The sequence below is a fragment of the Acinetobacter sp. YH12045 genome (assembly GCF_013419925.1).
Lineage (GTDB): Bacteria > Pseudomonadota > Gammaproteobacteria > Pseudomonadales > Moraxellaceae > Acinetobacter > Acinetobacter amyesii.
In genome coordinates this window covers 70,467-96,216 of sequence record NZ_VOZE01000004.1, presented here as the reverse complement: position 1 = coordinate 96,216, position 25,750 = coordinate 70,467, and the positions used below count along the sequence as shown (strand labels likewise).

Below are 25,750 nucleotides of genomic sequence, written 5' to 3'. Positions count from 1 at the left end.
AGACGATAATTCAAAACATTTCTATCATCTACCTTATCTCAATAAAGGAAATAAGCCGTGAAAGCATTATGGAGTTAGGCCTGTGTAAATCGATACCAAACAATCGAGACAGATATTCATCTCACTCATCACTATTTTTGGTGAAAAAACACGTGCTTTTTATTTTTTTAGCTATTGTGTTAATTATTGTAAATAAAGAAATAGAATTCATTGATGATCAACATTGAGCAGATGGCTATCATTCTTGATGCTTTGCCAGACCCTGCTTTTGTCATATCGCGTAGTGGAAAATACGTTGCGGTTTTTGGTGGGCGCGATAATCGCTATTACCACAATGGTTCCGGTCTTGTTGGTACCTATATTTCAGATGTGATCAAGCCAGATAAAGCCAACTTTTTTATGCAACTGATCGGCCAAGCTCTAGCGTCAGGAAATCTACTCATCGAAGAGTACGAATTGAGCAATAGGGATGTAAAAGATCTGCCCGATTATGGTCCTGAAGAGCCGATTTGGTTTGAGGTGCGCATCCAATCCCTCAGTTTTTCGGTAGATGAAGAAGACGTTGTACTTTGGGTCGCAAGTAATATTTCGGCGCGTCACAACTTGGAAATCAAGCTGAAAGAACTCAGCCATACAGATCAGTTAACCGGTCTTTTCAACCGAAGAAAATTAGAGCATGATTTAGCATTACATTATGATGAGTCATACCTACGGCATTCCATACAGACCTCGATCTTGATGTTCGATCTTGATAACCTCAAAAAAAATCAACGACAGCAAAGGCCATCATGTCGGTGATGAGGCAATCCGAGCAGTCGCAGATATTCTTCGTTTAACGCTGCGTAAGACCGATTGCGCCTGCCGCTTAGGTGGAGATGAGTTTGTGGTCGCCTTGCCCAACACGGGCTGCGAGCAGGCCATCCAGTTTGCCAAACGGATTCATGAACATTCCAGAAAAGAATTAAGTCGGTTTTCAATAGATAACGCGCATGTCACCGTGAGCATAGGAGTGACAACCATCATGCCTGAAGATTGCACCTACGAAGATACAATTCAACGTGCTGATCTAGCGCTGTATAAAGCTAAACATGGCGGGAAAAATAGAATTGTCGCGGCCTAAATGTGCGCCAGAAATAAACCAAATTTCACAGTCTATTTTGCAATTCGATATTCAAGCCGTTGTGATTGTTAAGATGAACTCTATTCCCTTTTCAGCATAAGTTCAATTTAGATAGGTGTCCGATATGCAGCAAGCCATTGTTGATTTTGCCTTGGATAATGAAAATCATTGGTATGCCATTTTAGCTTGTGGCCATACACAGCATGTCCGACACGCCCCTCCATGGCAAAACCGTCCTTGGGTTATCACTGAGCAAGGACGGAAAGAAAAGTTAGGGGTAATGTTGGAATGTAAGAAATGTGATGAAGAGATGTTATTTCGTATAACAGCCATTATGTTAAATTGAATCAGGTTTCTTATTTTTTTCAAGATAGACACCACTAAGAATAATGAATGTTGCTTGAAGAATAACCCATCCAAAAACAGAGAAATTTAAACATTTAGAGATCGAATCAAAAATAATTTCACTAGAGGGTGCTGTTTCCATCATACCTAATAATATTAATTCGATTACGATTAAGGTAAATGCCAAACCAGAATAAACGTAATTGTTTTTTATGAAAATTAATATGATAGAGAAAAAAATGGATACTAATCCACACATTCCCAACATAGATGGATCATTGGCAGAAACACCATTTAATTCTTTAAAATAAGTTACAGAATCCATTGATATATATTCATTTATACATAAATCTTGTCCAAATTTATCTATGGTATAGCCTGCTATACCTGATAAAAATAAAGCGAGAACCGCTAACAGTCTAATCATATTTTATAGTCTCAATCGCAAAGATGGATCGAATTTATGAGGACGATTCCTAACTAATTGTTAGTAATTTCTAAAATTAACATAATACACGTTATACGAAATTCTTTAAATTTTCTATAAGTATCAATACTTTAACTAAAGCCGTTTCAGTAAATAGCGCACTGAGACGGCTTTTTATTGATTCTTCACGTTTAACGCCTACTTTTTAAGCAATATTTCACGTTTTTTGTTAGTTAGATGCAACAATCATCATTTAAAGACGTAAAAAAGGCAGCTTCAGCTGCCTTTTGAAATCCCGAAAAATTAGATGCCGTATTTAACACGGTACGCTTCCATTTTCGCCAAGGCTTCAGTTTCGCCTTTTGCATCTAAGAAAGTCATTAAATCTTTCATAGTGATTAAAGCATGTACAGGAATTTCTAACTCTTTTTGCACTTCTTGAATCGCAGACAAATCGCCCTGACCTTTTTCTTGACGGTCTAGCGCCACCAATACGCCCGCAATTTGTGCACCGGCATTTTTCAGAATAGTTACTACTTCACGAATCGCTGTACCCGCAGTGATCACATCATCAATGATCCAGACTTTTTTACCTTCAACAGACGCACCAACCAATACACCGCCTTCCCCATGGTCTTTCGCTTCTTTACGGTTAAAGCCCCAAGGTACGCTCACACCATGGTTTTGTGACAGTGCGACAGCCGTAGCTGCTACAAATGGAATACCTTTATAAGCTGGGCCAAAGACCACTTCCACATTATCGCATTCTGTTAATTTAGCTGCATAGCCAGAAGCCAATAATGATAAGGCTTCACCATCGTTCAGTAGACCTGCATTAAAAAAATAAGGACTCACACGACCCGATTTTAAAGTAAACTCACCAAATTTAAGCACACCACGTGATAATGCCAGTTCGATAAAAGCTTGTGGATTAAATGCCGCTTGCGCTGTCATGAGGTGCTCCATTTTTTTAAGTTTGAGGTTAAACCTGAGCATGATACCAAAGAGTAGCTATCCAAGTGATCAAAAAATTTTACGTGTCGTTTCAATTAATGTGAATGGTCTGCGTTCCGCTGAAAAAAAAGGTATTTTTGACTGGATGGCAACTTCAGATGCCGATGTCATCTGCATGCAAGAAAGCCGCATTACCCATGAACAATGGACCGATAAATTTAAACCCGAAGGTTGGTTTACACACCTTTTCCCTGCAGAACGCCCAGGCTATGCCGGTACTGCGATTTATAGCCGCCTACCTTTTGTTTCAGTGACAGATGGTTTAGGTTTTGAATTGGCAGACACTCAAGGCCGCTTTATTTCTGCTGAGTTCGATTTAGGACTTGGACAAACTGCACATATTTGCTCGCTCTACCTGCCTTCTGGTTCATCGGGTGAAGAAGCTCAGGCGCGCAAAGACCTATTTTTAGGCGAATATCAACAAATTTTGAAGCAATGGCGTGCTGAAAATAAGTCAGTGATTGTTTGCGGTGACTACAACATCGTGCATAAACGTATTGATATTAAAAATTGGTCTGGGAACCAAAAGGCTTCAGGCTGCTTACCACATGAACGTGCATGGCTCGATCATATTTATGATGAGCTTGGCTATGTCGACACCTTCCGTGAGGTACGTAAAGAAGCCGAGCTTTACTCTTGGTGGTCTAACCGAGGACAAGCGCGTGCCAAAAATGTGGGTTGGCGTATCGACTACCATGCATGTTCACCAGACTGGAAAGAACGTACAGTCAATGCTTGGATATTTAAAGATGAATGGTTTAGCGACCACGCCCCTGTCATTATTGATTATAAAATTTAAGCTTCCAACAATTAATTGAGTGAACGATTGTTTACTCAATTAGAGCTTATTTCTCACATTACATGACGAATTTGTGGATTTATCTCATAACTTGAACATAGCATTATGGTCGCACGGCAAAGGGACATGTCAGGATGACATAAAAGGATTGGACGCCGAAGGAAGTATAAAAACAAACTAAATGATTTAGCTTGTTTTCAAGGATGTGACAATGGACGTTGGATTGAGACCCGCATGATCAGGATGATTAAATGCGGGTTTTCTCTTATCTAGCCCTTATATCTCTAGACTCAAAACATCACCCAACTAAAACAGCTAAAAATTCGATCTGCACAGCATTTCTTATTCTCGCTTTATTTCTACTTCTGACTGTGCAACCTTAGGCTGAATTTTCTTGTTATCGCAGCGCTTTCTTTTCTGATTCGTTTTGTTCTGTAGGCTATTCTAAAAGACCAAAATGTCGTTTTGATGACAATGCCTAATATTTACAGCATGCGACTTGTACAGCAAAACATTTATTTCTCAATCCACATCACGATCGGGCTTTGAGCATTGATGAATTAGCCTGTAGGATAATGCTGAATTGTATTTTTATCTTATTGTTTGAATAATTGAGGACACCTGTTCATGCTTAAAATTTATGGCATCAAAAACTGTAATACCATGAAAAAAGCTTTCGACTTGCTCAACGAATTAGGCCTAAGCTACGAATTTCATGACTATAAAAAACAAGCGATTGATGCTAAAACCGTAAAAAAATGGCTCGATGCCAAAGGCGCTGATGTGATTCTCAACAAAAAAGGCACCACATGGAAAAAACTCAGTGAAGAAGAGCAACAGACAGCCTTAGCCAGTGAAGAAAATTTGATTCAGTGTTTAACAGCGCATAGCAGCATGATTAAACGTCCTGTACTCGATACAGGTAGCGATTTATTGGTTGGCTTTGATGAAAGCGCTTACCGTGCATTGAAATAAATTTTTTTATCACACTCATGCACGGCTCTAGTTCAATTGTGGCTGAAAATAGGCTATAAAAAAGCCTGACATTGTCAGGCTTTTTTTGTTTGAATCATGTCAAATTAGTTGGCACGAATCCATGTTTGATTACGACCTAAAGCAGCAACGCCAATAAAGCCGCGAAGCTCTAGTTTTTTGCCACCATCAGCCAATTGACCTTTTAACTTGTAAGTTTTACCTGATTGAGGATCCAAAATTGAACCATCTTCATAGCTTGTACCACCTACATTTTTAAGACCTGTCACAATACGTAAGCCTTTTAATGATTTATTGTGATATGGGCCTTCACATTTTTTACAAGCGTTCTCTTCACCTGGTGTCAAAACTGACTGAATGCTCGCAGAAAGCGTACCATTTTTTTGTTCAGTGAATTTTACAATCGCTTTTGGCTGCTTGGTTTTATCATCAATGGTTTTCCAAGTTGTACCATTTAGCGGATCTGCAGCATTTGCAAATGCGGCTAAACTCATCAATCCTAATGCTAGTGCAATTTTTTTCATTTTTGTTTATTTCCCTGGTCTGATATAGACGACATTAGTATCCAAAAGTCACAACAATTTATCAATTTTTGTATGTGACCGTTTAGTGTAACCTTGTAATTTGTGTTGGTAAATATGCTCACACGATTCCAAAAATAGAAAAACATGGAAAGACAATGAAGATATCGCCACTGACGAAACAACTGATTACAGAAAGCATTTTAAAAACCACAATTCGTGGGCCGAGCCAATTCAATTTACCGCCCAATACTTTAAGGTTTGCTTTGGAACAAATGTGTCGTGCATTTCCCCAAAACCCCGATGTACAAATTCGTCCTATTCGCTTAGCCGGCTTAAAAGCCGAAGAAATCAAACCACAACAGGCATCGACCCAACTCATTTTTCATATTCATGGGGGCGCATTTTTCTTGGGTTCGATGAACACGCATCGGGCGTTTCTGACTCAAGTTGCGGCACGCACGCAAATGCAAGTGTTACATTTGGATTATCCTTTATCCCCAGAAGCACAGTTCCCTGAAGCACTCGATGCCCTTTTTGATGTGTATGCGGTGTTATTAGATCAAGGAGTTCAAGCCAAAGATATTATTTTGTCAGGCGACTCTTGTGGTGCAAACTTGGCGCTTGCCTTAGCCCTTAAAATTCAACAGGAACAACTTCCACAAGTCAGTGGTTTGGTGTTGATGTCACCGTTTTTAGACTTGACCCTGAGCAGTGAGTCCCTACGCTATAACCGTAAGCATGATGCGCTGTTAAGCATAGAAGCCCTCGAAACAGGTATTGATTATTATGTACCACGCTCGGTCGATCGAGCTGATCCATTGGTTTCGCCTTTTTTTGCAGAGCTCAAAGGACTACCTCCGATTCATATTCAAGTGGGTTCTAAAGAAATTTTATTGGATGATGCGCAGCGTTTTAAAGTCAAAGCAGAAGAAGCCGGCCTAGATGTCGAATTCAAGTTATACACCGGCATGTGGCATAACTTCCAAATGTTTAGCCCATGGTTTGAAGAAGGACAGCGTGCGCTGAGTGATTTAGCCGATTTTGCACATCGACTGGATCAGGATTAATCGCTGAAAAATAATCCCTGAAATGGATCAAAGTCACCATAAAAAAAGGTCAGCAGATGCTGACCTAAGAGGGAAATGTCAATCTGTTAAATGGCTTGAATTTGAGCCTGAGCTGTCGCCATTGCCTGTGCTTTCATATCTGGTCCCATATTGACACCTTCGGCACGAATCACATCAATATCGCTGACACCTGTGAAATTAAACACGGCTTTTAATAAACCTTCTTGATAATCTACAGGGCTGTTATCGCCATACACACCGCCACGACTGCTGGCAATGTAGACTTTTTTGTCACCTGCCAAGCCCACTGGACCTTGTTCTGTATATTTAAAAGTACGACCTGCAACACTGATACGGTCAATCCATGCTTTCAAAGTTGATGGCAAACCGAAGTTATACATAGCAGCACCAACCACAACCACATCGGCATCTAAATACTGTTGTAACAACTGCTCGCCTAAAGCCGATTGTTCTGCATTTTGACCCATCAAAATTTCACTGCTGAGATGTGGAATCTGCTGTACTGCTAAATCGAGATATTGAACCTGTGCAGCATCCCCATGTTTTTGCTGTAGCTGTTGTACAATTTCAGCGCTAAGTTGACGCGAAACTGAAGCGTCGCCCATGATGCTTGAATCAATATGCAAAATTTTCATGACTAAAACCTAAAGCTGTTGTTATTAACTTGAGCCTAGTGTAATCACTTTTCATAAATAGAATAATCCCGATCCTTATGACACTATGTTTTATTTTTAGAACAATCTTTTTGAACTCGTAAAAAATTTAAAATTACTGAGCGGTTCTTGACCGTTATCAAGTGTAAATTTTCATGCTAATGTAAGCCTATAAAATGATATCTATATAAAGTTTAAGAAAAAAACTGATAACTCGAACAGGGCAATGACACAGGATGACGGTGAAATCAAGCATACGTGACATGATCCTTCGCAATAGAATCGCCCAGTATTTACTGGAAGATGAAGTGGTCATGAATTGGAGCATCCTGAAAAAGTGTATGCTCATGCTGATGCTTGGCTCAGCCATTCATCTGCTTTGGATTATTTGGAAATTATATATTTCTTTTACACCTGAACTTTGGCAGTGGGTTAACCTTGATCTCATCCACTCTCAATTGTGGACCAACATCGTCTTTTTTTGCGTAATGGTCCTGCTGATTTGGCCTTGCTATGCTGGAAAAGATAATCCCAAGATTCAACAGATTTTGCCTTATCTTTCGGTCGGCTTATTCGTCATTTCTTTATGTCGTGACGGTTATTTAATTGGCGTCATGAGTCCAGCCACCATGATCTCCTACGTGAGTCTTGTGACCGTTGGATTGGTACTATTTACACGAAAAATCGTCTATAGCATGCTGATTCCAGCCACGATTTTTTTATCTATTTGCATGTATTTAAGTATTCGCGGCATTATTCCCTATGCCCCGATTTTTCAACCTCATGCCTATGGCTATCAAAATAGTTTTTGGCTCTTCTCAATGATCTTTTTCATTGTTCCTATTTTATTAACCTGTCTGGCTTTATTTGAAATCTTACTGAGCCAATGGCGTCACCGTGAGCATTTGATTCAAAAACTCAGTCAAGTCGACCCACTGACCAATTTATTTAATCGACGCAGTATCAATCAATGTTTGGAACAGCTCGATAGTGCTAAAACAGATACATATGCACTGGTCTTGTTGGACTTAGACCATTTTAAACGCATCAATGATGAATACGGACACGATAAAGGCGATGAAACCTTGATTCTCGTCAGCCAAGTATTAAACCAACATTTACGCGGTAGTGATGTGGTTGGGCGTTTTGGCGGGGAAGAGTTTATTTTAGTGTTAAAAAACTCTAACTTAGAACAAGCAATTTTCATTGCAGAGCGCTGTCGAAAAGCCATCGAACAGCTTGAAATTTGGGGGCATGACGGTCAGTCGATTCATGTGACAGCCAGTTTTGGCATTGCGATTTCTACGCCAGAATTGGTACCGCAACAATTGCTGACCCATGCAGATCAGGCGCTATATGCAGCTAAAGCTGGCGGCCGTAACATGGTCATGGCGTACACCGAACAACAAAGCTTTAGCCATTTGGTTTAAAACTTTTATCTAGGTCAGACGTGGCGTTGAGCTTTTAACGTGGATACTGTTCCATACGACGGACTGGCTGTTCCAGTTGAGCAGCCGTGATCCATGCCACCACAGAAGGATGCTGCAAAATCTTTTGCATATAACGCTGTGTGTTGTCACTCACAGGTAGCTGGAAGGTCTGTAAACGTGTCACCACGGGTGCAAAAAATGCATCGGCAATACTAAATTCACCGCATAGAAAGCCATCCACCGCAGGACGACTCGACCAAATCTGCTCGATTCGAGTCACTTCAGCACGCAATTCGGCATGTTCAGACCATAATCTCTGACCATGACGACCATAATCCGCCTGCAGATTCATACTACATAAGCTACGCAATTGCATAAAACTACTGTGCATTTCCGCGCAAATACTACGTGCCCATGCACGTTGTGTAGCATCTTTTGGCCACAACGGGAGTTCTTGAAACTGCTCAGCCAAATATTCACAAATCGCCAATGAGTCCCAAATCATCACACCGTCATGTTGCAGCAGGGGCACCTTGCCATTGGCATGTAGGGCTAACATTTGCTGCTTGAACGCTCCGCCATCTGCTTCTTCAGAAAAAGGAATCAAGATCTCTTGAAAGGGTAAATTAAACGCGTGTAACACCAACCACGGTCGCATAGACCACGTCGAATAGTTTTTATTGGCAATATATAATTGCATCATTTTTATTCTCCACGCGATTTAAATTTTTCCAATTGCGCTAGCAATTCTTCCTCACTAAAAGCACCCGTCAAACGCAGTCCACGTATCTCTTGATGTGCTGTATCTAAAAATAAATAGGTCGGTGGCCCTAAAATATCCCATTGATTGAGCAGTACTTGATGGGTTGCATCATACTGACTCAAATCTAACTTAATTAAGTAATACGGTGCCAAAGCCTGTTGCACTGCAGCCGATTTTAAAACTTTATGTTCAATCGGCTGGCAGGCCACACACCAATCGGCATAGACATCAATAATCGCGGATTGACCTTGAGGAATTTCACTTAACAAACGTTGAAACTCTTCCGCTGTATGTGCCACATGCCAAGCACTTTGTTGTTGACTTTCTTCGACTAAAAAACGTTGGCTGTGTTGATATTGACTGTACACAATATAAGGTACAGCTGCACAGAACACCAAGATATACAACCATTTGAGCTGAGTACTGCGCCATAAAATGCGCCAAAGCACATAAGCGCTAAACACCAGCCCCAGAGCAAGGGATAACCACTGTAACCAAGCTTCATTGATCAATGGTCGAATAAAATACAAAGCCAATGCCAACATGATGAAAGCAAAAAGCACCTTGATTTGATTCATCCACAATCCCGCTTTAGGCAATACCCGTGAGCCAAGGACACTGGCCAACAATAGTGGGGTCCCCATGCCAAAGCCGAGGGTGAATAACAATAACGCACCTTGCCACTGACTTTGGGTTTGGGAAATGAATAATAATGCGCCTGCCAACGGTGCTGTCATACAAGGACCGACTAGCAATGCTGAAATCATCCCCATGACTCCAGCGCCAACGAGACTACCGCCCTTTTGCATCGACTGCGCTTGGTCTAAGCGATTGACCCAACTGCGTGGCAATTTCAGTTCAAATAAACCAAATAAATTCAGGGCAAAAACTACAAAGAGCACGCTAAAGGCAATTAAAGTCGAGGGTTGTTGCAACCAACGCTGGAAATTCAAACCTGCAGACGATGCCACCAAGCCGAGAATGGCATACACCATCGCCATACTGGTGACAAAAGTCAGTGCAATCATCCATGCTTTTAAACCTCGGCTGTCGCGGACAATCAGTGAGGTTAAAATCGGCAGCATTGGCAATGAACATGGGGTAAAAGCCAGCAAAAAACCCAGTCCAAAAAACAGTAAAAGTCCATAAAATATAGAGCTTTGTGCTAATTTTTCAGACCACATTTGGTCACTTGCGGTATAGCGTTCAGAAGCCAATGCAGCATTCTCTGCCCGCTGCTGATCTAAACGATTCGCCATAGGCTGTTCGGCAGTATTTTCTGCTGCAAAGTCGAGTAAACGTTTGCTTGGAGTGGCTAGATTTTGCTGTGTGACTAAACCAGAAGCATCCGTTTTAAAGCTGATACTCTGTGGTGGATAACACACTCGATCCTTGGCACAGCCTTGCCAACTGACTTTATAGGTCTGCAGTTTTTGAGTCGGAATTTTAAAACTCAACTGTTGGTAATACACCTGCGTATGACCATAGTTATCATCTTTCAAATCCTCAGCAGCAGGCAAATCCAAAGCTAAAACTTGATTGCCCTGCTTCACCTCTATTTTGTGCTGATACAGATAATAATGCGCTGGAATATCCCAACTCAGCTCCGCCTGATCTGCACGCTCAGAGACGACCGAGAAAGGAAAAGCATCTTCAGCTGAAAGTAATGCATCCTGAGCAGAGACGCCCATACTGAACGACAGCACAGCCGCTGCCGCAACATAAGTCCATTGTTTCATTCAGCTGAATTCATCCTCAGTCTGTATTTATACGTTTTAAAATTTAGGGTTCTTTTAGAATAGGTAAGATACGCCTAAACCTGACTGATAATTTTTATGACCGCCAGTGAGTTCTAGACCAACGCTCGCATCCAACTGCATACGATCCGAAACGGCATATGTCAGGCCTGAAGCCAAAGACACTTCCTGATCGGTACTCTCTGCTTTGCGATAAACCAGCTCAGAAAAACCCGATAAATTACCCGCTATTTGATATTCCAATCCAGGAATAGCACTCACAGCCCAATCACCATCTTGAACTTCATAACGCATGGTCATTGAAGTCCCAATTGTATCGCTATAATCATAAGCCACAGCGGAAGTCAGACTATAAATGTCATCTTCAGCACTAAAGCCTTCATTGCCTGTTGCAATAATGGCTTCTGCAAGAATGGCCATCGACAATTTCTCATCATTCAAATCAATGGCTTTTTTCAGGCCAATGCTGACATCACCCAAACCATCTTCTTCAACTGAGCGACCCGCAACTTTGGTTTTAGACCATGCAGGACCTTGCCAACCCAATTGCAATTCCAAATCTTTTGCCAAACCAGTACGGAATAACATGTCTGCATTTAAAGTGGTGTTTTTTACTTTTTCACCATTTTCATCACGACTTTCACTATAGCTCGCTGCTGGAAAACTTTGTTCCCATGCCAAACGACCTACAGGGGTAATGCCTGTGCCCATACCCGCGCCCGGACGATCAAATGAAAAATCCGCCGCAAATGCAGACAGGCTCAAACTGGATAATGTTGCAATGCTTAAAACTTTAAATACAGTCATGTTTTTACTCACAATTATGCTAATTCTTTGGTCATTTTTGCGCCATGGCTACGCAAAAGCTCCAAGGTTTGTTTTTCTTCTTCCAATGCTTCTGACCAATTTACCGCGTCAAAATCACAGTCAAAAAATAATTCACTAATCGACGATAAAATGGTTAAACCATCGCTATCAATCATATTTGGATTCACTTTTTCATCCAATAAACGCTGTACCGCAGGGACACATGCTGCACTCGCAGCATCCCATAATGGACCATAAATTTCTTCAGCATCCCATAAATGCACATTGGCTTTGGCTTGAATCAGCGCTTCCAAGATTTGCATATGTACATCTAAATGTTGTGTTTTCTGTTCTGCTGTTAAAGGTTGGCCTGCTTCATACGCTTCGCAAACCATTTCCCACCATTTAAACAAACCATCAGACCATACAGAAACCGCAGGTCCTTTTTCAAAGTCGATAAAATTTGGATTAAGACCATCTGCCAACAGGCGTTGCACCTGTGCAAGATCTTGTTCTTCTAACGCTTGCACAAAAAGCTGTTGTTGCGCTGTTAACATCTGGAAAGCTCACTTCAATTTATTTTGATCTATTATGCCGAATAAAGCTGCGTTTGTTTGAATTTCATGTAAAACAAAATACAAAACACACAAAAAAAAGCCCCGCAGGGCTTTTTTTAAATTTTGAGACTTATTCGTCGTCTACGCTGTCATCTGCTTCAGCAAAAGCAGGTTGCGTACTGCGCGGGTTCTCTTTCTTTTCGAACACATGTTCAAGACTACGTTTAAGTCGATCAATTGCACCGTGAATAGCTGTATCTACGTTATGACCACGATGGTTAACCACGACAGGCTTCAAACCCGCTGGACGCGCTTCAATCATACATTTAATGTCATCGCTGCCGCCCTTGTCCCCATTTTCATCACTTAAATGCACCGAGAAGTGGGTAATGCGTTCACTATGGCGCTGAAATTCTTCATTAAGTTCTGCACGAACGTATGTAATTAGTCGATCACTGTTTATAATGTTTTTATCTGTACGGATTTCAATGTTCATAATATCATCCTCATATCTATCTGTATTAGCTATAAAAATTTGTGCAAAACTTATTATCTTGGCACGTTACATTTGCTGTAAATGTTACAGCAATGACCATCTTCAACTTTGTATGGAACGTCGTCCTCCACATTGAATGATGAACACTTTAGAGTCTGCAGATCCGTGTCCTTATACTTCGAATATCGGTCTTAAGTTAGAATTTTGCAAGTGCTATTTTGATATTTTTTTTAATATCCATACAAAAAGTAAGACTTTATTGTAGATTTGCATTGTTTTAATTGATTTGGGTCATATTTTTGTGCATTTCCTCGACGTCCACCATCTATTTGCACAATTCCATTCAAACTCAAAATCTCGCTTTTACCGTCATTGATCATTCACAGCGTATTTCCCCTTCAAATTACAAAACAATTTTGCCGTTGAGTAAAATTTGGCTTTATTTTTGCTTAATAATCTGTATGCTTTCAGTGCTTCTCGGGGGGAGATATTTTTTAATGAAACTTACACAAATCGTTGCATCATGTGCATTAGCATCTGCTGCTGCTTTCACTCAAGCTTCACCTATCGTATGGCAAGATTTCAGCTTAACTGGCCTATATGGTGAAAATTATGTTGTGCCTTTTGATGGTGACAACAATGAACAGAAAACGATCACAGCTGAATATGCCGCTAAACTGAAATATTCAGATGTATTCTTCTTCGTTGACCAAGCTTGGGACAAAGATGATGAAGCATCGACTTACCTTGAGCTTGCACCACGCCTTAGCTTAGGTGAGGTTTCTGGTAAAGACCTTTCTATGGGTCCGATCAAAGACGTTCTGATTGCAACGACTTGGGAACATAATGCCGGCTACGACAAAAATTCTGAGTTTAATAACTTCTTGTATGGTATTGGCTTTGCTTTAGACATTCCATATACACAGTATGCAAACATCAACTTCTATAAAGCGGATAATGATTCTAAATCAGCCGGTACTAAAGATGATTATCAAATGACGATCACTTATGCTGTGCCATTTAAAATCGGCTCTGAAGATTTTTTAGTAGATGCCTTCCTTGACTGGTCAACAGCTGAAAAAGGGGCGCAAGCTAGTGAATTAAACTGGACAAGCCAATATAAATGGAATATAGGTAAGCATATCTCTCCTAAGACTAAGCTCTACGTAGGTGTTGAACACTCGGTTTGGAACAACAAATATGGCCTGAAAGGTCAGGACCAAAACGATGTCAGCGCTTTGGTGAAATACCACTTCTAAGTTCGACTCAGAACGCGATGAAGAAAAAAGCAAGGTTCATCACCTTGCTTTTTTTATGCCTAAGTTTTTAAATTGACTTTATTTTTATCAGAAATTTGCGCATGTCTTTTCTCATTCGACCTGCAACTCCACAAGACTTAGCGGCCATTCTCGCAATCTATAATCATGAAGTTCTCAACGGCTTTGCGACATGGAATGATCAAGCTTACACTCTTGACTCTTTTCAACAGAAATTGCTGGATTTCCAAAAGCAAAATTTTCCTTTTGTGGTGATTGAAGATCAGGATCAACAGCAAATCGCCGGTTATGCTGACTATGGTTCTTTCCGCCATTTTGCTGGCTATCGACATACTGTTGAGCATTCTGTCTATATTGACCCAAACTATGCTCGACAGGGTCTTGGTCAGCAATTATTAGAGCACCTAATTCAGCATGCAAAAAGCCAAAGTATGCATGTCATGATCGCTGGCATTGATCACGGCAATAGCGCCTCGATTGCCCTGCACAAAAAATTAGGCTTTAAGCAAACAGGTTATATGCCCGAAGTGGGACAAAAGTTTGGTGAATGGCGTGATCTGGTCCTGATGCAACTTCAGTTATAGCCCGTATTGAGCTGTGTTTATGGTAATTTATCCAAACGAATACCATCTTGTATCACACTCAGCACCGATAAATTATGACGCACCGCATCACGATAAAGATCTTGTAACTGTAAAAAAAGTAGTTTTAATTCGGCCAATTTAAGCTCTTGCTCAGGTGCGGTTTCAGCAATCGTGACCAAATAACGTTTTTTGATTTCATCCACGCTTAACTGTTGTAATGCCTGATGGATTTCTGCAACTCGAACTACAGTATTGTAATGCACTGCAAGGCTCAGTCCCGGTCGTCGCTCTGACAAAGGATGTTCTGCCTGAATGGCATAACTCAGTGCCGCAACTGAATCACTGTTCACGCTTAATAATGGATTCAACTCTTGCCACGCTTCCCCTAAAAAAAGGAGTGTTGTACAAAAGGTGAATCCAAGACATCTTGAGGGGTTTCTGCTTCTAAAATCAGAGTTTCCAAATCATTCGGTGGGATCAAATATAATATCGCGTCCATATTCTTATCTTCTTGTTATGTCGTACATTTAGATTAATGTAATCCACACAAAAATAAAGCAGATATTTTGTATATTCGGCCGCATTTGATCGAATACTGATGGATTCCAATTCGCCTTTTACCCAAGTTTCAGTACTGCGCTTAGCATCATTTAAGCACTAGATGCTGAAGCTTCAAATGACAATGCTGAGAACAACTTAAGCTTATGGCTTAAAACAAATTTTTTTTGAAGCCCCTCGTTTTTTTGATGCCACTGCCATGACCAGCAACGATTTTTTGATCTTAGTAAATTGAATTAAAAGAGTAACGAGCTTGATTCATACAAGCCCGCCACACATCGTAGTCAACTAAATGTTAAATCGCCACCAGTTCCCGAATGCCTTTTTCAGGCATTTCACTACCGACACCTTGTGCAATCACTTGCCCCCGCGCCATCACGGTATATTCATCTGCAAGTTCTTCTGCAAAATCATAAAACTGCTCAACCAAAACAATCGCCATTTCTCCGCCATCGGCTAACTGACGAATCACACGACCAATATCTTTAATAATCGAGGGCTGAATGCCTTCGGTCGGCTCATCTAAAATCAATACCCGCGGTTCGGAAGCGAGCGCACGGGCAATCGCCAATTGTTGCTGCTGACCACCTGATAAATCTCCACCTCGTCGATGTTTCATTTCATCCAATACGGGGAAAATCTCATAGAGATGTTCTGGCACTTTTCGGGTCTTAGCGCCTTTAAATTTCGCCATGCCAATCAAAATGTTTTCTTCAACGGTCAAGGTCGAGAAAATATCCCGTCCTTGCGGTACATAAGCCAATCCTTCGCGTACACGTTGCTCTGGACTCAGTTTAGAAATGTCTTTGCCATCCAGTAAGATCTGCCCAGACTTGATCGGTAAAATGCCCATTAAACATTTTAAGAGGGTGGTTTTACCCACACCATTTCGCCCGAGCACCACCGAACATGCGCCCACAGGAGCGGCAAATGTCACATCTCTTAAAATATGACTGCCACCATAGAACTGATTGACGTCTTTGACTTCTAACATGGTCTGCTCCTTAACGTCCGAGATATTTTTCAATGACATCTTCATTGGCTTGAACTTCGGCCAATGTACCCTCGGCCAAAATCGCACCTTGCGCCAATACGGTGACTTTTTCACTGATGGTGTCAATAAAGCTCATGTCATGTTCAACCACAACAAGGGTATGGTTCTTTTTCAACTCTAAACACAGCTCTGCAGTGCGCTCTGTTTCAGCATCGGTCATCCCTGCTACAGGTTCATCTAGCAGAATCAAATTTGGACGCTGCATCAGTAGCATGCCTATTTCTAACCACTGCTTTTGACCATGTGACAACAGCCCTGCCGGTTTATGGATCAATTCTTCTAAGCGGATTTGTGCTAAAGATTCGTCCAAGGCGTTTTGCGCATCTGGATCGAGTTTGCTGAAGAAACTCTTTTTCACCCGTTTATCTTTCGGCGCTGCCAATAACAGGTTTTCCATCACGGTAAAATTTTCAAATACAGTAGGCTTTTGAAACTTACGACCGATCCCGGCTTCTGCAATTTGCTCCGTGCTCATTTTTGCCAAATCATAGGTTTGCCCAAAAAAAGCCGAACCTTCTGTCGGACGAGTTTTCCCTGTAATCACATCCATCAGCGTGGTTTTACCTGCACCATTAGGGCCAATAATGCAGCGCAGCTCACCTTCTTTGATATATAACGACAAATCATTTAATGCACGGAAAGAATCAAACCAAACGCTGACTTTTTCCAAATACAGGGCGATACCGTGACTGAAATCTGCACCCTGCTCCTTTGGTCGCCCATAGACTTCAGCAGCATGGCCACCATGCGGTTGAACCCATTGATCATTCATTCGCTGCGCTCCTTTTTAAACCGCTCTAATAACCCAATCACACCTTTTGGCAGGAATATCGTTACCACAATAAACAGTGCACCTAAAATCAATAGCCATGCCTCTGGATAAGCCACCGTGAAATAGGTCTTCACCCCATTGATTAAACCTGCTCCCAAAATCGGGCCAATCAGCGTACCGCGTCCCCCTGCAGCCACCCACACCGCCATTTCAATCGAATTGACAGGGTTCATTTCACTCGGGTTAATAATGCCGACTTGAGGGACATACAGAGCACCAGCAATCCCTGCGATCACTGCTGACAACACCCATGCAGAGAGCTTGTACCATAAGGTGCGGTAACCTAAATATTGCAAACGGTTTTCACTGTCACGAATTGCACCAAGTACGCGACCATAGGGTTTATTCATCAGGTGACGTAAACCGACAAAACAGATAAGCAAAGTCAGTGCCGTGAGGAAACACAAGGTTGCACGCATTGGTGCAGAGGTAATATCCATACCTAAGATGGTTTTAAAACCGGTAAAGCCGTTGTTACCGCCAAAGCCTGTTTCATTGCGGAAAAATAGTAGCGCAGCGGCAAAAGTCATGGCTTGGGTAATAATTGAAAAATACACGCCTTTAATTTTTGAGTGGAAGGCAAAGAAGCCAAAAATGAAGGCAATCAATCCCGGAACTAAAACCACCAAAGCCAATGCCCACACGATATGTTCAGTACCCATCCAGTACCACGGTAGCTCAGTCCAACTCAAAAAGCGCATAAAGTCGGGTAAGCCATCGCCTGCCGCCTCACGCATGAGATACATACCGAAGGCATAGCCGCCCAAGGCAAAGTACAGACCATGTCCCAAACTTAAAATGCCGGCATAGCCCCAAACCAAATCTAAGGCAAATGCCACCAAGGCGAGACACATAATCTTGCCAATGAGCGTGACCCAATACGCTGATAAATGCAGTGCTGAATCGGCGGGTAATACATGTAACCAAGGTAAAATCAGCAATATGGTAAAGCACACGGCAATCGCCATACCGCTATAAGGTTTATCCGATAATAACGAAGTGATTTTCATGCGCTTACTCCACAAAACGGCCTTTGATGGCAAACAAACCTTGTGGACGTTTTTGAATAAACAAAATCACAAGAACCAGTAGAATAATTTTCGCTAAGACCGCACCCATGCCTATTTCCAGCACAGTGCCACTGACACCTAGACCTAAGGCAGCCAGTACTGCGCCCCATACTTGGCCAACACCCCCCACCACAACCACCAAGAACGCATCAATAATATAGTTTTGTCCTAAATCAGGACCGACATTGCCGACTTGTGCTAAGGCACAGCCTGCCAGACCTGCAAGCCCCGAACCTAAGCCAAAAGCCATCATGTCAATACGGCTAGAACGGATACCCACGGCCTGTGCCATTTGACGGTTTTGCGTGACGGCACGAACAAATAAACCAAAGCGGGTTTTATTCAGCAAGTAAACCAGCAACAACAGTACCGCAATGGTAAAACCAATAATGGCAATACGGTTATAAGGCAGCATCAGGCTCGGTGTCACAGCAATGCCCCCTGACAGCCATGAAATATTTGACACCTCAACGTTCTGCGCACCAAAAACCATACGCACCACTTGCATCAAAATTAAGCTCACACCAAAGGTGGCTAATAGTGTTTCCAATTGACGGCCATACAAGGGACGAATAACGGTACGTTCAATCAACATGCCGATCAAAGCGCTAACAAAAAACGCAGCAGGAATCGCGGCAATCAAGTACCAATCGACATAGCTACTGAGATAACTCTTAAACAGGCTTTGCACCACATAAGTGGTATAGGCTCCGATCATGATCAGTTCACCATGCGCCATATTAATCACGCCTAGCAGACCATACGTGATGGCTAAGCCCAGTGCCGCAAGCAATAAAATACTGGCCGTGCTCAGTCCAGAAAAGACATGTCCAGTCCATTCACTGGCTTGAATCCGAGTTTTAATATTGCTCTTGGCTTCCGTCAGTGCAGCTTTTAACTCGGGATGCAGATTGGCTTGTTGTAATTCCTGCTCCACCATTGCCAACACATCGGGACGGTTAGAATCTTGCAGCACTTTAGCCGCCTGTATTTTTTGTAATACATCGGGGTTTTGATAGTCTAAGCGTGCTTTGAGCTGCGCTAAACGGGCTTTAACTTTGTTATTTTTTTCATTTAAATACAATTGATTAATATTTTTAACATCCAACTCAGCCAAGTTATTTTCTAAAATATCAATTGCATCCAAACGTTGGTTTAAATCATTCGATTGCAGCTTTTCTTTCGCTTGAGCAAACGTTAAGGCTTTACGAAGGGTATTCACCAAGGTGACTTGAGATAAATCGGCAGGCCAATCCGTCACGATTTGCAAATCTGGATAGCTCAATAATTTTTCGTCAGTTTCTAAAATATAGGTTTGACCGCTTTGACCACTATATAACTGATCTTTTTCAACCAATGCGGCCAACTGATCTAAGGATTCAATATCGTCCGGCCATTGATTCAGTAAACTGCGTCGCTCGGTAAAACTCCCGCGAACAAATTGCTGAATGGCGTCACCTTGCTGCCCAGATTGCACCGTAGACACCACATCCGCTGCAGTTTCTGCATGCACGATTTGCAGACAGAATAATTGGCTCAGGAATAGAAAAAGGATCGGGAAATTGCGTAATTTTTTCATCTTATAAGCATCCCTATTGAGTAATAGAACAACCCCTTCTAGGGATCACATCAAAAAAGGCCTGCTACACAATAGCAACAGGCATTCGGATTGAATTATTTAGGGATATACGGACTCCATGGCTCTGCAGCAATGGTTTTTGCGGTTTTGTGTACCACATCAAACTGACCATCGGCACGGATCTGACCAATCATGACTGGTTTATGCAAATGATGGTTCGACGCATCCATTTGCAAGGTATAGCCCGATGGCGCTTTAAATTCTTGGCCGGCCATAGCTTCACGCACTTTATCGACATCTGTACTTCCTGCTTTTTCTACCGCTTGTTTCCACATATTGATGCCGACATAGGTAGCTTCCATCGGGTCATTGGTCACAAACTTGTCTGCATTTGGCAATTTGTATTCCACGGCATACTGCTTCATTTTATTGGTGAATTCAGTATTCACTGGATTTTTCACTGACATGAAGTAGTTCCACGATGCCAAGTGTCCGACCAGCGGCTTGGTGTCGATACCGCGTAATTCCTCTTCACCTACAGAGAACGCCATCACTGGAATGTCCGCAGCTTTGATGCCTTGGTTGCCCAATTCACGATAGAACGGCACATTTGAATCGCCGTTAATGGTCGAGATCACAGCAGTCTTTTTCCCTGCCGCAAACTTCTTCACATTGCCCACAATGGTTTGATAGTTGCTATGACCAAATGGGGTATATTCTTCCATGATGTCTGCATCGGCAATGCCTTTCGACTTCAAGAATGCACGTAAGATTTTGTTGGTAGTGCGTGGGTAAACATAGTCTGTGCCCAACAGTACAAAGCGTTCTGCCTTACCGCCCTCTTCACTCATCAGGTATTCAACAGCAGGAATCGCTTGCTGATTCGGTGCAGCGCCTGTGTAGAAAATATTTTTAGACTGTTCCTGACCTTCATACTGAACAGGGTAGAACAATAAGCCATTTAATTCTTCAACCACGGGTAAAACCGACTTACGAGATACCGACGTCCAGCAACCAAAAATCACGGCTACTTTGTCTTGGGTAATCAACTGACGGGTTTTTTCCGCAAATAGTGGCCAGTCCGATGCAGGGTCAACCACCACAGGTTCTAATTTTTTGCCCAATACCCCGCCATTGGCATTAATTTCATTAATCGCCATCAAGGCCGTATCTTTAAGAGAAGTTTCTGAGATCGCCATCGTGCCTGACAGCGAATGTAAGATCCCAACTTTAATGGTGTCACCACTTGCTGCAGCGGCTTTTGGTTCAGATGCAGCACTTTCTGTTTTTTCTTCTGCAGGTTTTGAACAGCCCGTTAAAGCAATCGCCCCAGTCATCGTTGCCGCTAAAATACTTTTAGCAAATACATTGCGTTGAAACATTATTCACACTCCCAACCTAAGCTTGTAAGTCACATTTTTAAAATGCATTTGTTGTCTTTCATCACAACAGAGCAATTCAATAACTGTGCCAAGGCTTATTTTTTATTTTGATTGAGTGCTTTTATTTATTTTTTAAATATTATTTTTCATATAGTTATAACAAAAAACTTTGCTTGTAATTTTTTATGGTTCGATCCAAACACCGTAAAATCACCGCAAAGATGCATACAAACTTGTATCCAACACTTGACCTATAATTGAACAATTTTGCGACGTTTTTCAAAAAATACGGTGTATTAGCACACAAATCATGCAGCTTTTCCTAAATTTAAAGCAAAAAAAAACCACTTGCGTGGTTTTTTTCTTATTGCAATTTTAAACCGCCAAATCGGCCAAATTACCCTTCTGCTCTAGCCAGTGTTTACGGTCTGAAGAGCGTTTCTTCGCCAATAATTTGTCGAGTAAACCTGAAGTAAACTGTACGTCATCCAAGTCCAGTTGCACTAAACGACGTGTATTGGGATCCATAGTCGTTTCACGCAGCTGACTCGCGTTCATCTCGCCCAATCCTTTAAATCGAGTGATTTGAGGATTTTTGGTTTTACATTTCTTTAAGATGCTTTCTAGTTCATCTTCATCCAGCGCGTAATGAACGTCTTTATTATCATCAATACGGAACAGTGGTGGCATTGCCACAAACAAATGCCCTTCTTCCACCAAAGTTGGGAAGTGTTTAACGAACAAAGCACAAAGCAACGTCGCAATATGTAGACCGTCTGAATCGGCATCGGCCAAAATACAAATTTTGCCATAACGTAATTCAGATAAGTCATCACTACCCGGATCTACACCAATCGCAATCGCAATATCGTGTACTTCTTGCGATGCCAAAACTTCGTCTGAAGACACTTCCCAAGTATTTAAAATCTTACCACGGATCGGCATGATCGCTTGGAAGTTCTTATCACGTGCTTGTTTGGCAGAACCACCTGCAGAATCCCCTTCCACAATAAACAGTTCAGATTCTTCTAAGGTATGGCCTACACAGTCCGCCAATTTACCTGGTAAAGCTGGACCTGAAACAATCTTTTTACGTTCAACTTTTTTCGCAGCTTTTAAACGGCGACCGGCCTTGGCAATCACCATTTCTGCCAGTTGCATAGCAATATCGGAGTTTTGATTCAGCCACAGTGCAAAGGCATCTTTGGCAATATTTAACACCACACTAGAGGCTTCACGGCTTGAAAGTCGTTCTTTAGTTTGACCCGAAAATTGTGGCTCTTGGAATTTTAAAGACAGAATAAAGTTGACACCATCCCACACATCTTCGGCAGACAGCTTCATATTACGCGGCAACAAGTTACGTAATTCACAGAACTCACGAATCGCATCTGTCACACCCGAACGTAAACCGTTGACATGTGTACCGCCTTGCGCAGTTGGAATCAAATTGACATAACTTTCTTGAATCTGTTCGCCGCCTTCAACGTTCCAGCAAATGGCAAATTCAGCACTAGCACGTTCAGCTTCACCAGTCGCAACAAATGCAGGAACAGGAACGATGTCACGGTCTTGTAGCTCATCCATCAAATAGTCGACTAGACCATTTTCAAATTGCCATTCGATCTTTTCGTTGTTGATTTGATCGATATAAATAATCTGCAAGCCTGCCGCCAAAACAGCCTTGGCTTTTAAGTTGTGTTTTAAGGCTTTCAGCGCAAATTTAGGCGAATCAAAATATTTGGCTTCAGGCCAAAAATGCACGGTAGTACCCGTTGCACGTTTAGCGCATTTGCCTTCCAACACCTCAAGCGGTGCCACAGGAACGCCATGTTCAAAGGCCATTTTATATAGATTGCCTTGACGCTGAACTTCCACTTCAACACGATCTGACAGTGCGTTCACCACCGAAATACCCACACCGTGTAAACCACCTGAAAATTGGTAGTTATCGGTACTGAACTTACCACCGGCATGTAATTTGGTCAGAATAATTTCAATCCCGCTTTGACCATACTCAGGATGAATATCAACAGGCATACCGCGTCCATTGTCTTCTACCGACAAAGAACCATCTTTATAAACCGTCACAGTAATTTTGTTGGCATGACCTGCAAGCGCTTCATCGACGGAGTTATCTATCACTTCCTGCGCCAAATGGTTTGGTCGTGTAGTGTCTGTATACATACCCGGACGACGACGTACCGGATCTAGGCCAGATAAAACTTCAAGTGATTGAGCCGTATATTGCGTCACGTTGCAAAATTCCCTGCTTTTTGGTTAAAACATTTCTTCAAGCGCTACAGTATATGCTTTTTTATTAAAATGCATATCTCTTGCGATCAGCCGCCATTTTCTTAAACAATTTAAACGTCAAATGATGTCGTAACTGCCTATTTTTGTATGTTGAATCTAGCTTTTCAGCATTTGTATTGGATCATTTTATTTAGGCATATTTTTGACAGCATCAGATAAAAACTGCAAGAGCATCGGTATTTTTTCTGCAAAATCATCCATGTCATGCGTTCCACCCACCTCAGTGATCAGCATAGCCGTGCCGGCTTGAACCGCACTATAAAAACTAGTGGCATCACGATAATCCAAGGTTTCATCACCTTGTTGGAGCAAGACCAACAGTTGATCTGCATTTTCAACCTTAGATACAGCCAAAGCCTGCATTTGATTGAGCTGTGCATCATCCAAGCACCACGTTTCAGTCACCTGATAAGGCAATGCCGTGTCGCCAAATAAATCACGAAATAATTGCCATGGATAGACCGCAGGATTGATGATCACCGCAGGAATTTGATGGCGTGCCATCAACTGCGTCGCATAAAAGCCACCTAAACTGCTACCGACCAAAACCACATTATCCAAACCTTCAATCAGCTCTGACATCTGCTGCATTACCTGTAGCGGTGGCATATTCAAATCTGGCAAATGCACGTGCACACCATTTAAGTCTGCGCAATGGCGCCGCAGTATCTGTCCTTTCACTGAATTTGAGTTACTTTGAAAACCATGCAAATACACAATATTCATCATTTTGATTCCAAATTGATCTTTAAATTGCTTTAAAAGTGGCATATAAGTGCTAACTGCGTCACATTTTCTAAATTTGAATTTTTAGTAAAATTGTCAGACAAAAGGCATTCACCGACAGGTCTGTTATCGGTATTGTAAAAGCTGTTCGTGAGAATTTTATAAAATAAACAATGAAACTTCAGGCTATTCCAGTAATAAATACAATCGAGGGATAGCATTGAATGTAAGGATAGGAACATTATGCCTAGCTTAACACCATTGCATGAAACCTATTGTAAATGGGACCGCACTCCACCCAGTCAAGCAGATGTGCTGGAAGGTTTGGCACAACTCGTGACAATGCGTTTTAGTGATGTCGTGCATGACTTGATCAAAAACATTCAACGTGAAATTTTAATCAGTATTTTTGGAATGAGCGAACAAGGCTCGAAAGCCTTTCATAAGCAGCCGACCATTGCACGGATTTACGAATTTTCTTACAACACTTTTTTCAATTATGGCAATTATTTACTTGCACCAACGCTGCGTAGCATTATTGAAAAATTCCCACGCTTACACGACAAACCCCTCACGCCGTCTTTACATTTTCTAGTAGGTGCGCTGAATGGGGTGCTGGGTGACTATTTACTGAAATATCACAACCCGATGGCCTTACCGATGGTGGTTTACGACCATTATGGTGCGGTACAAAAAGGCGAATTAAACGGTCGTATTACCCTGTTAATTCATGGGCTGTGCATGAATCATCTGTCATGGTCGACAGCCAAATATGGCGGCATTGGTGAAAAATTACTTTCTCAACGTGACCATAACACCATGCTGTATTTAAATTACAATACGGGTCGTCGTATCTCGACCAATGGTCGCAGCCTAGCCAATACATTAGAAGATTTGGTCCGTCGCAACCCCGGCATTACCAGTATCGACTTAATTGGTCATAGTATGGGAGGCTTAGTGTCCCGTAGTGCCATTTTTTATGGCAAACAAAATATGTATCAATGGATTCATCAAGTCGAAAATCTAGTCTGCTTAGGCTCACCGCATCATGGTGCTGTGCTTGAACGTATCGGATTTCATCTGCAAGATCAATTGGGGCGTTTCCCTTTGGTCAAAATCGTGGGCCACGTGGTGAATATTCGCAGTAACGGCATTTTAGATTTGCGCTATGGCAGCGTGCGTGATGATGATTGGGAACATAATGATGTCCGTATTGGACTCATGGACGACAACCGTAAACCAGCCCCGATTCCATCGCATATCAATACCTACCTCGTGGCAGGGACCATCGAATATGAACATCGTCGCAATAAAACGCGACATGTGATTGGAGATTACTTGGTCAGTGTGAAAAGTGCGTTAGGAGAACACCCAAACCCACGCTACCAATTAAAAGTACCTGACTCACATAAAGCAATATTTTATGGCCTGAACCATTTTGAAATTCAGCATCATCCGCAAGTGGCTGAGCAAATCGTGCATTGGTTCTATCCAAATAATGACGATAAAGCTTGTGACCACATTTATGAATTTATGATGGACTTGGAAAGTATGGAAGGCATTGCCCTAACCTAAGGTAAAATTTCCACCATGTGTATG

27 protein-coding genes are annotated in these 25,750 nt (G+C 41.9%); 10 read left to right on the top strand and 17 right to left on the bottom strand.

What is annotated here, in order from left to right; all coding sequences use genetic code 11:
- Positions 1 to 213: 213 nt before the first annotated feature.
- From FTU02_RS16460 to FTU02_RS07055, 3 genes are all read left to right on the top strand, one after another.
- Positions 214 to 798, top strand: a complete 585-nt coding sequence (locus FTU02_RS16460; protein WP_306670233.1) for a sensor domain-containing diguanylate cyclase — start codon at positions 214 to 216, stop codon at positions 796 to 798.
- A complete protein-coding gene (locus FTU02_RS16455; protein WP_306670232.1) occupies positions 749 to 1,120 on the top strand; it encodes a GGDEF domain-containing protein in 372 nt (123 codons plus the stop codon). The genes FTU02_RS16460 and FTU02_RS16455 overlap by 50 nt, the downstream gene beginning before the upstream one ends.
- A gap of 124 nt (positions 1,121 to 1,244) precedes the next feature.
- Positions 1,245 to 1,466, top strand: a complete 222-nt coding sequence (locus tag FTU02_RS07055) for a DUF3565 domain-containing protein (protein ID WP_180156481.1) — start codon at positions 1,245 to 1,247, stop codon at positions 1,464 to 1,466.
- Here the strand turns inward: FTU02_RS07055 and FTU02_RS07050 are convergent.
- Positions 1,458 to 1,892 carry a hypothetical protein gene (locus FTU02_RS07050; RefSeq protein ID WP_180156480.1) on the bottom strand — a complete coding sequence of 145 codons (435 nt, stop codon included), beginning with the start codon at positions 1,890 to 1,892 and terminating at the stop codon, positions 1,458 to 1,460. The two genes, FTU02_RS07055 and FTU02_RS07050, sit on opposite strands and share 9 nt — an antisense overlap.
- A gap of 303 nt (positions 1,893 to 2,195) precedes the next feature.
- Positions 2,196 to 2,846: an orotate phosphoribosyltransferase gene (gene pyrE / locus FTU02_RS07045; RefSeq protein WP_078193224.1), complete on the bottom strand. Its 651-nt coding sequence runs from the start codon at positions 2,844 to 2,846 to the stop codon at positions 2,196 to 2,198.
- A gap of 40 nt (positions 2,847 to 2,886) precedes the next feature.
- Here pyrE and FTU02_RS07040 point away from each other — a divergent pair, with 40 nt between their 5' ends.
- On the top strand, positions 2,887 to 3,705 hold the full coding sequence (locus FTU02_RS07040; protein ID WP_078193225.1) for an exodeoxyribonuclease III: 819 nt from the start codon (positions 2,887 to 2,889) through the stop codon (positions 3,703 to 3,705).
- 627 nt (positions 3,706 to 4,332) lie between these two features.
- Positions 4,333 to 4,680, top strand: coding sequence for a Spx/MgsR family RNA polymerase-binding regulatory protein (locus FTU02_RS07035; protein WP_180109613.1), 348 nt, complete (start codon positions 4,333 to 4,335; stop codon positions 4,678 to 4,680).
- A gap of 104 nt (positions 4,681 to 4,784) precedes the next feature.
- Here FTU02_RS07035 and FTU02_RS07030 read toward each other — a convergent pair whose 3' ends face one another.
- The gene (locus FTU02_RS07030; RefSeq protein WP_078193227.1) at positions 4,785 to 5,222 is read right to left on the bottom strand and encodes a DUF2147 domain-containing protein; all 438 of its coding nucleotides are present in this window, start codon (positions 5,220 to 5,222) and stop codon (positions 4,785 to 4,787) included.
- 155 nt (positions 5,223 to 5,377) lie between these two features.
- Here FTU02_RS07030 and FTU02_RS07025 point away from each other — a divergent pair, with 155 nt between their 5' ends.
- Entirely contained in the window at positions 5,378 to 6,289 is a 912-nt protein-coding gene (locus tag FTU02_RS07025) for an alpha/beta hydrolase (protein ID WP_078190587.1), read from the top strand.
- A gap of 86 nt (positions 6,290 to 6,375) precedes the next feature.
- Here the strand turns inward: FTU02_RS07025 and FTU02_RS07020 are convergent, their stop codons facing one another.
- Positions 6,376 to 6,945: an FMN-dependent NADH-azoreductase gene (locus FTU02_RS07020; protein ID WP_180078552.1), complete on the bottom strand. Its 570-nt coding sequence runs from the start codon at positions 6,943 to 6,945 to the stop codon at positions 6,376 to 6,378.
- A 281-nt stretch (positions 6,946 to 7,226) separates the two neighbouring features.
- Between FTU02_RS07020 and FTU02_RS07015 the strand changes: the two genes are divergently transcribed.
- Positions 7,227 to 8,393 (top strand): GGDEF domain-containing protein, encoded by a 1,167-nt coding sequence (locus FTU02_RS07015; protein ID WP_373684221.1) that lies wholly within the window; start codon positions 7,227 to 7,229, stop codon positions 8,391 to 8,393.
- Positions 8,394 to 8,427: 34 nt separating this feature from the next.
- Here the strand turns inward: FTU02_RS07015 and FTU02_RS07010 are convergent, their stop codons facing one another.
- The 5 genes from FTU02_RS07010 to FTU02_RS06990 form a co-directional block, all read right to left on the bottom strand.
- On the bottom strand, positions 8,428 to 9,096 hold the full coding sequence (locus FTU02_RS07010; protein WP_180156475.1) for a glutathione S-transferase family protein: 669 nt from the start codon (positions 9,094 to 9,096) through the stop codon (positions 8,428 to 8,430).
- A gap of 2 nt (positions 9,097 to 9,098) precedes the next feature.
- Complete coding sequence (gene dsbD, locus FTU02_RS07005) at positions 9,099 to 10,895, bottom strand: protein-disulfide reductase DsbD (RefSeq protein WP_180156473.1); 1,797 nt, start codon at positions 10,893 to 10,895, stop codon at positions 9,099 to 9,101.
- Positions 10,896 to 10,949: 54 nt separating this feature from the next.
- Positions 10,950 to 11,720, bottom strand: coding sequence for a transporter (locus tag FTU02_RS07000; protein WP_180156471.1), 771 nt, complete (start codon positions 11,718 to 11,720; stop codon positions 10,950 to 10,952).
- 14 nt (positions 11,721 to 11,734) lie between these two features.
- Positions 11,735 to 12,277: an ankyrin repeat domain-containing protein gene (locus tag FTU02_RS06995; RefSeq protein WP_078190592.1), complete on the bottom strand. Its 543-nt coding sequence runs from the start codon at positions 12,275 to 12,277 to the stop codon at positions 11,735 to 11,737.
- Positions 12,278 to 12,407: 130 nt separating this feature from the next.
- Positions 12,408 to 12,773, bottom strand: coding sequence for an HPF/RaiA family ribosome-associated protein (locus FTU02_RS06990; protein ID WP_078190593.1), 366 nt, complete (start codon positions 12,771 to 12,773; stop codon positions 12,408 to 12,410).
- A gap of 497 nt (positions 12,774 to 13,270) precedes the next feature.
- Between FTU02_RS06990 and FTU02_RS06985 the strand changes: the two genes are divergently transcribed.
- Both FTU02_RS06985 and FTU02_RS06980 read left to right on the top strand, forming a co-directional pair.
- Positions 13,271 to 14,032: an outer membrane protein OmpK gene (locus FTU02_RS06985; RefSeq protein ID WP_168379688.1), complete on the top strand. Its 762-nt coding sequence runs from the start codon at positions 13,271 to 13,273 to the stop codon at positions 14,030 to 14,032.
- Positions 14,033 to 14,133: 101 nt separating this feature from the next.
- The gene (locus FTU02_RS06980; RefSeq protein ID WP_168379687.1) at positions 14,134 to 14,634 is read left to right on the top strand and encodes a GNAT family N-acetyltransferase; all 501 of its coding nucleotides are present in this window, start codon (positions 14,134 to 14,136) and stop codon (positions 14,632 to 14,634) included.
- A gap of 17 nt (positions 14,635 to 14,651) precedes the next feature.
- Here the strand turns inward: FTU02_RS06980 and FTU02_RS06975 are convergent, their stop codons facing one another.
- From FTU02_RS06975 to FTU02_RS06940, 8 genes are all read right to left on the bottom strand, one after another.
- Complete coding sequence (locus FTU02_RS06975) at positions 14,652 to 15,002, bottom strand: DUF1877 family protein (protein WP_257232765.1); 351 nt, start codon at positions 15,000 to 15,002, stop codon at positions 14,652 to 14,654.
- A 485-nt stretch (positions 15,003 to 15,487) separates the two neighbouring features.
- Positions 15,488 to 16,186 (bottom strand): urea ABC transporter ATP-binding subunit UrtE, encoded by a 699-nt coding sequence (gene urtE, locus FTU02_RS06970; RefSeq protein ID WP_068532840.1) that lies wholly within the window; start codon positions 16,184 to 16,186, stop codon positions 15,488 to 15,490.
- A 10-nt stretch (positions 16,187 to 16,196) separates the two neighbouring features.
- The gene (gene urtD / locus FTU02_RS06965; RefSeq protein ID WP_180156469.1) at positions 16,197 to 17,018 is read right to left on the bottom strand and encodes an urea ABC transporter ATP-binding protein UrtD; all 822 of its coding nucleotides are present in this window, start codon (positions 17,016 to 17,018) and stop codon (positions 16,197 to 16,199) included.
- The gene (urtC, locus tag FTU02_RS06960) at positions 17,015 to 18,088 is read right to left on the bottom strand and encodes an urea ABC transporter permease subunit UrtC (RefSeq protein ID WP_180156467.1); all 1,074 of its coding nucleotides are present in this window, start codon (positions 18,086 to 18,088) and stop codon (positions 17,015 to 17,017) included. Before urtC ends, urtD begins: the two co-directional genes overlap by 4 nt.
- 4 nt (positions 18,089 to 18,092) lie before the next feature.
- Positions 18,093 to 19,727: an urea ABC transporter permease subunit UrtB gene (gene urtB / locus FTU02_RS06955; protein ID WP_180156465.1), complete on the bottom strand. Its 1,635-nt coding sequence runs from the start codon at positions 19,725 to 19,727 to the stop codon at positions 18,093 to 18,095.
- 95 nt (positions 19,728 to 19,822) lie between these two features.
- Positions 19,823 to 21,109 (bottom strand): urea ABC transporter substrate-binding protein, encoded by a 1,287-nt coding sequence (urtA, locus tag FTU02_RS06950; protein WP_180078537.1) that lies wholly within the window; start codon positions 21,107 to 21,109, stop codon positions 19,823 to 19,825.
- Between the two features lie 375 nt (positions 21,110 to 21,484).
- Positions 21,485 to 23,365, bottom strand: coding sequence for a DNA topoisomerase IV subunit B (gene parE, locus FTU02_RS06945; protein WP_180156463.1), 1,881 nt, complete (start codon positions 23,363 to 23,365; stop codon positions 21,485 to 21,487).
- 186 nt (positions 23,366 to 23,551) lie between these two features.
- Positions 23,552 to 24,151, bottom strand: coding sequence for a YqiA/YcfP family alpha/beta fold hydrolase (locus tag FTU02_RS06940; protein WP_180156636.1), 600 nt, complete (start codon positions 24,149 to 24,151; stop codon positions 23,552 to 23,554).
- A 243-nt stretch (positions 24,152 to 24,394) separates the two neighbouring features.
- Here FTU02_RS06940 and FTU02_RS06935 point away from each other — a divergent pair, with 243 nt between their 5' ends.
- Positions 24,395 to 25,726 (top strand): alpha/beta hydrolase, encoded by a 1,332-nt coding sequence (locus tag FTU02_RS06935; RefSeq protein ID WP_180024647.1) that lies wholly within the window; start codon positions 24,395 to 24,397, stop codon positions 25,724 to 25,726.
- Positions 25,727 to 25,750 lie beyond the last annotated feature (24 nt).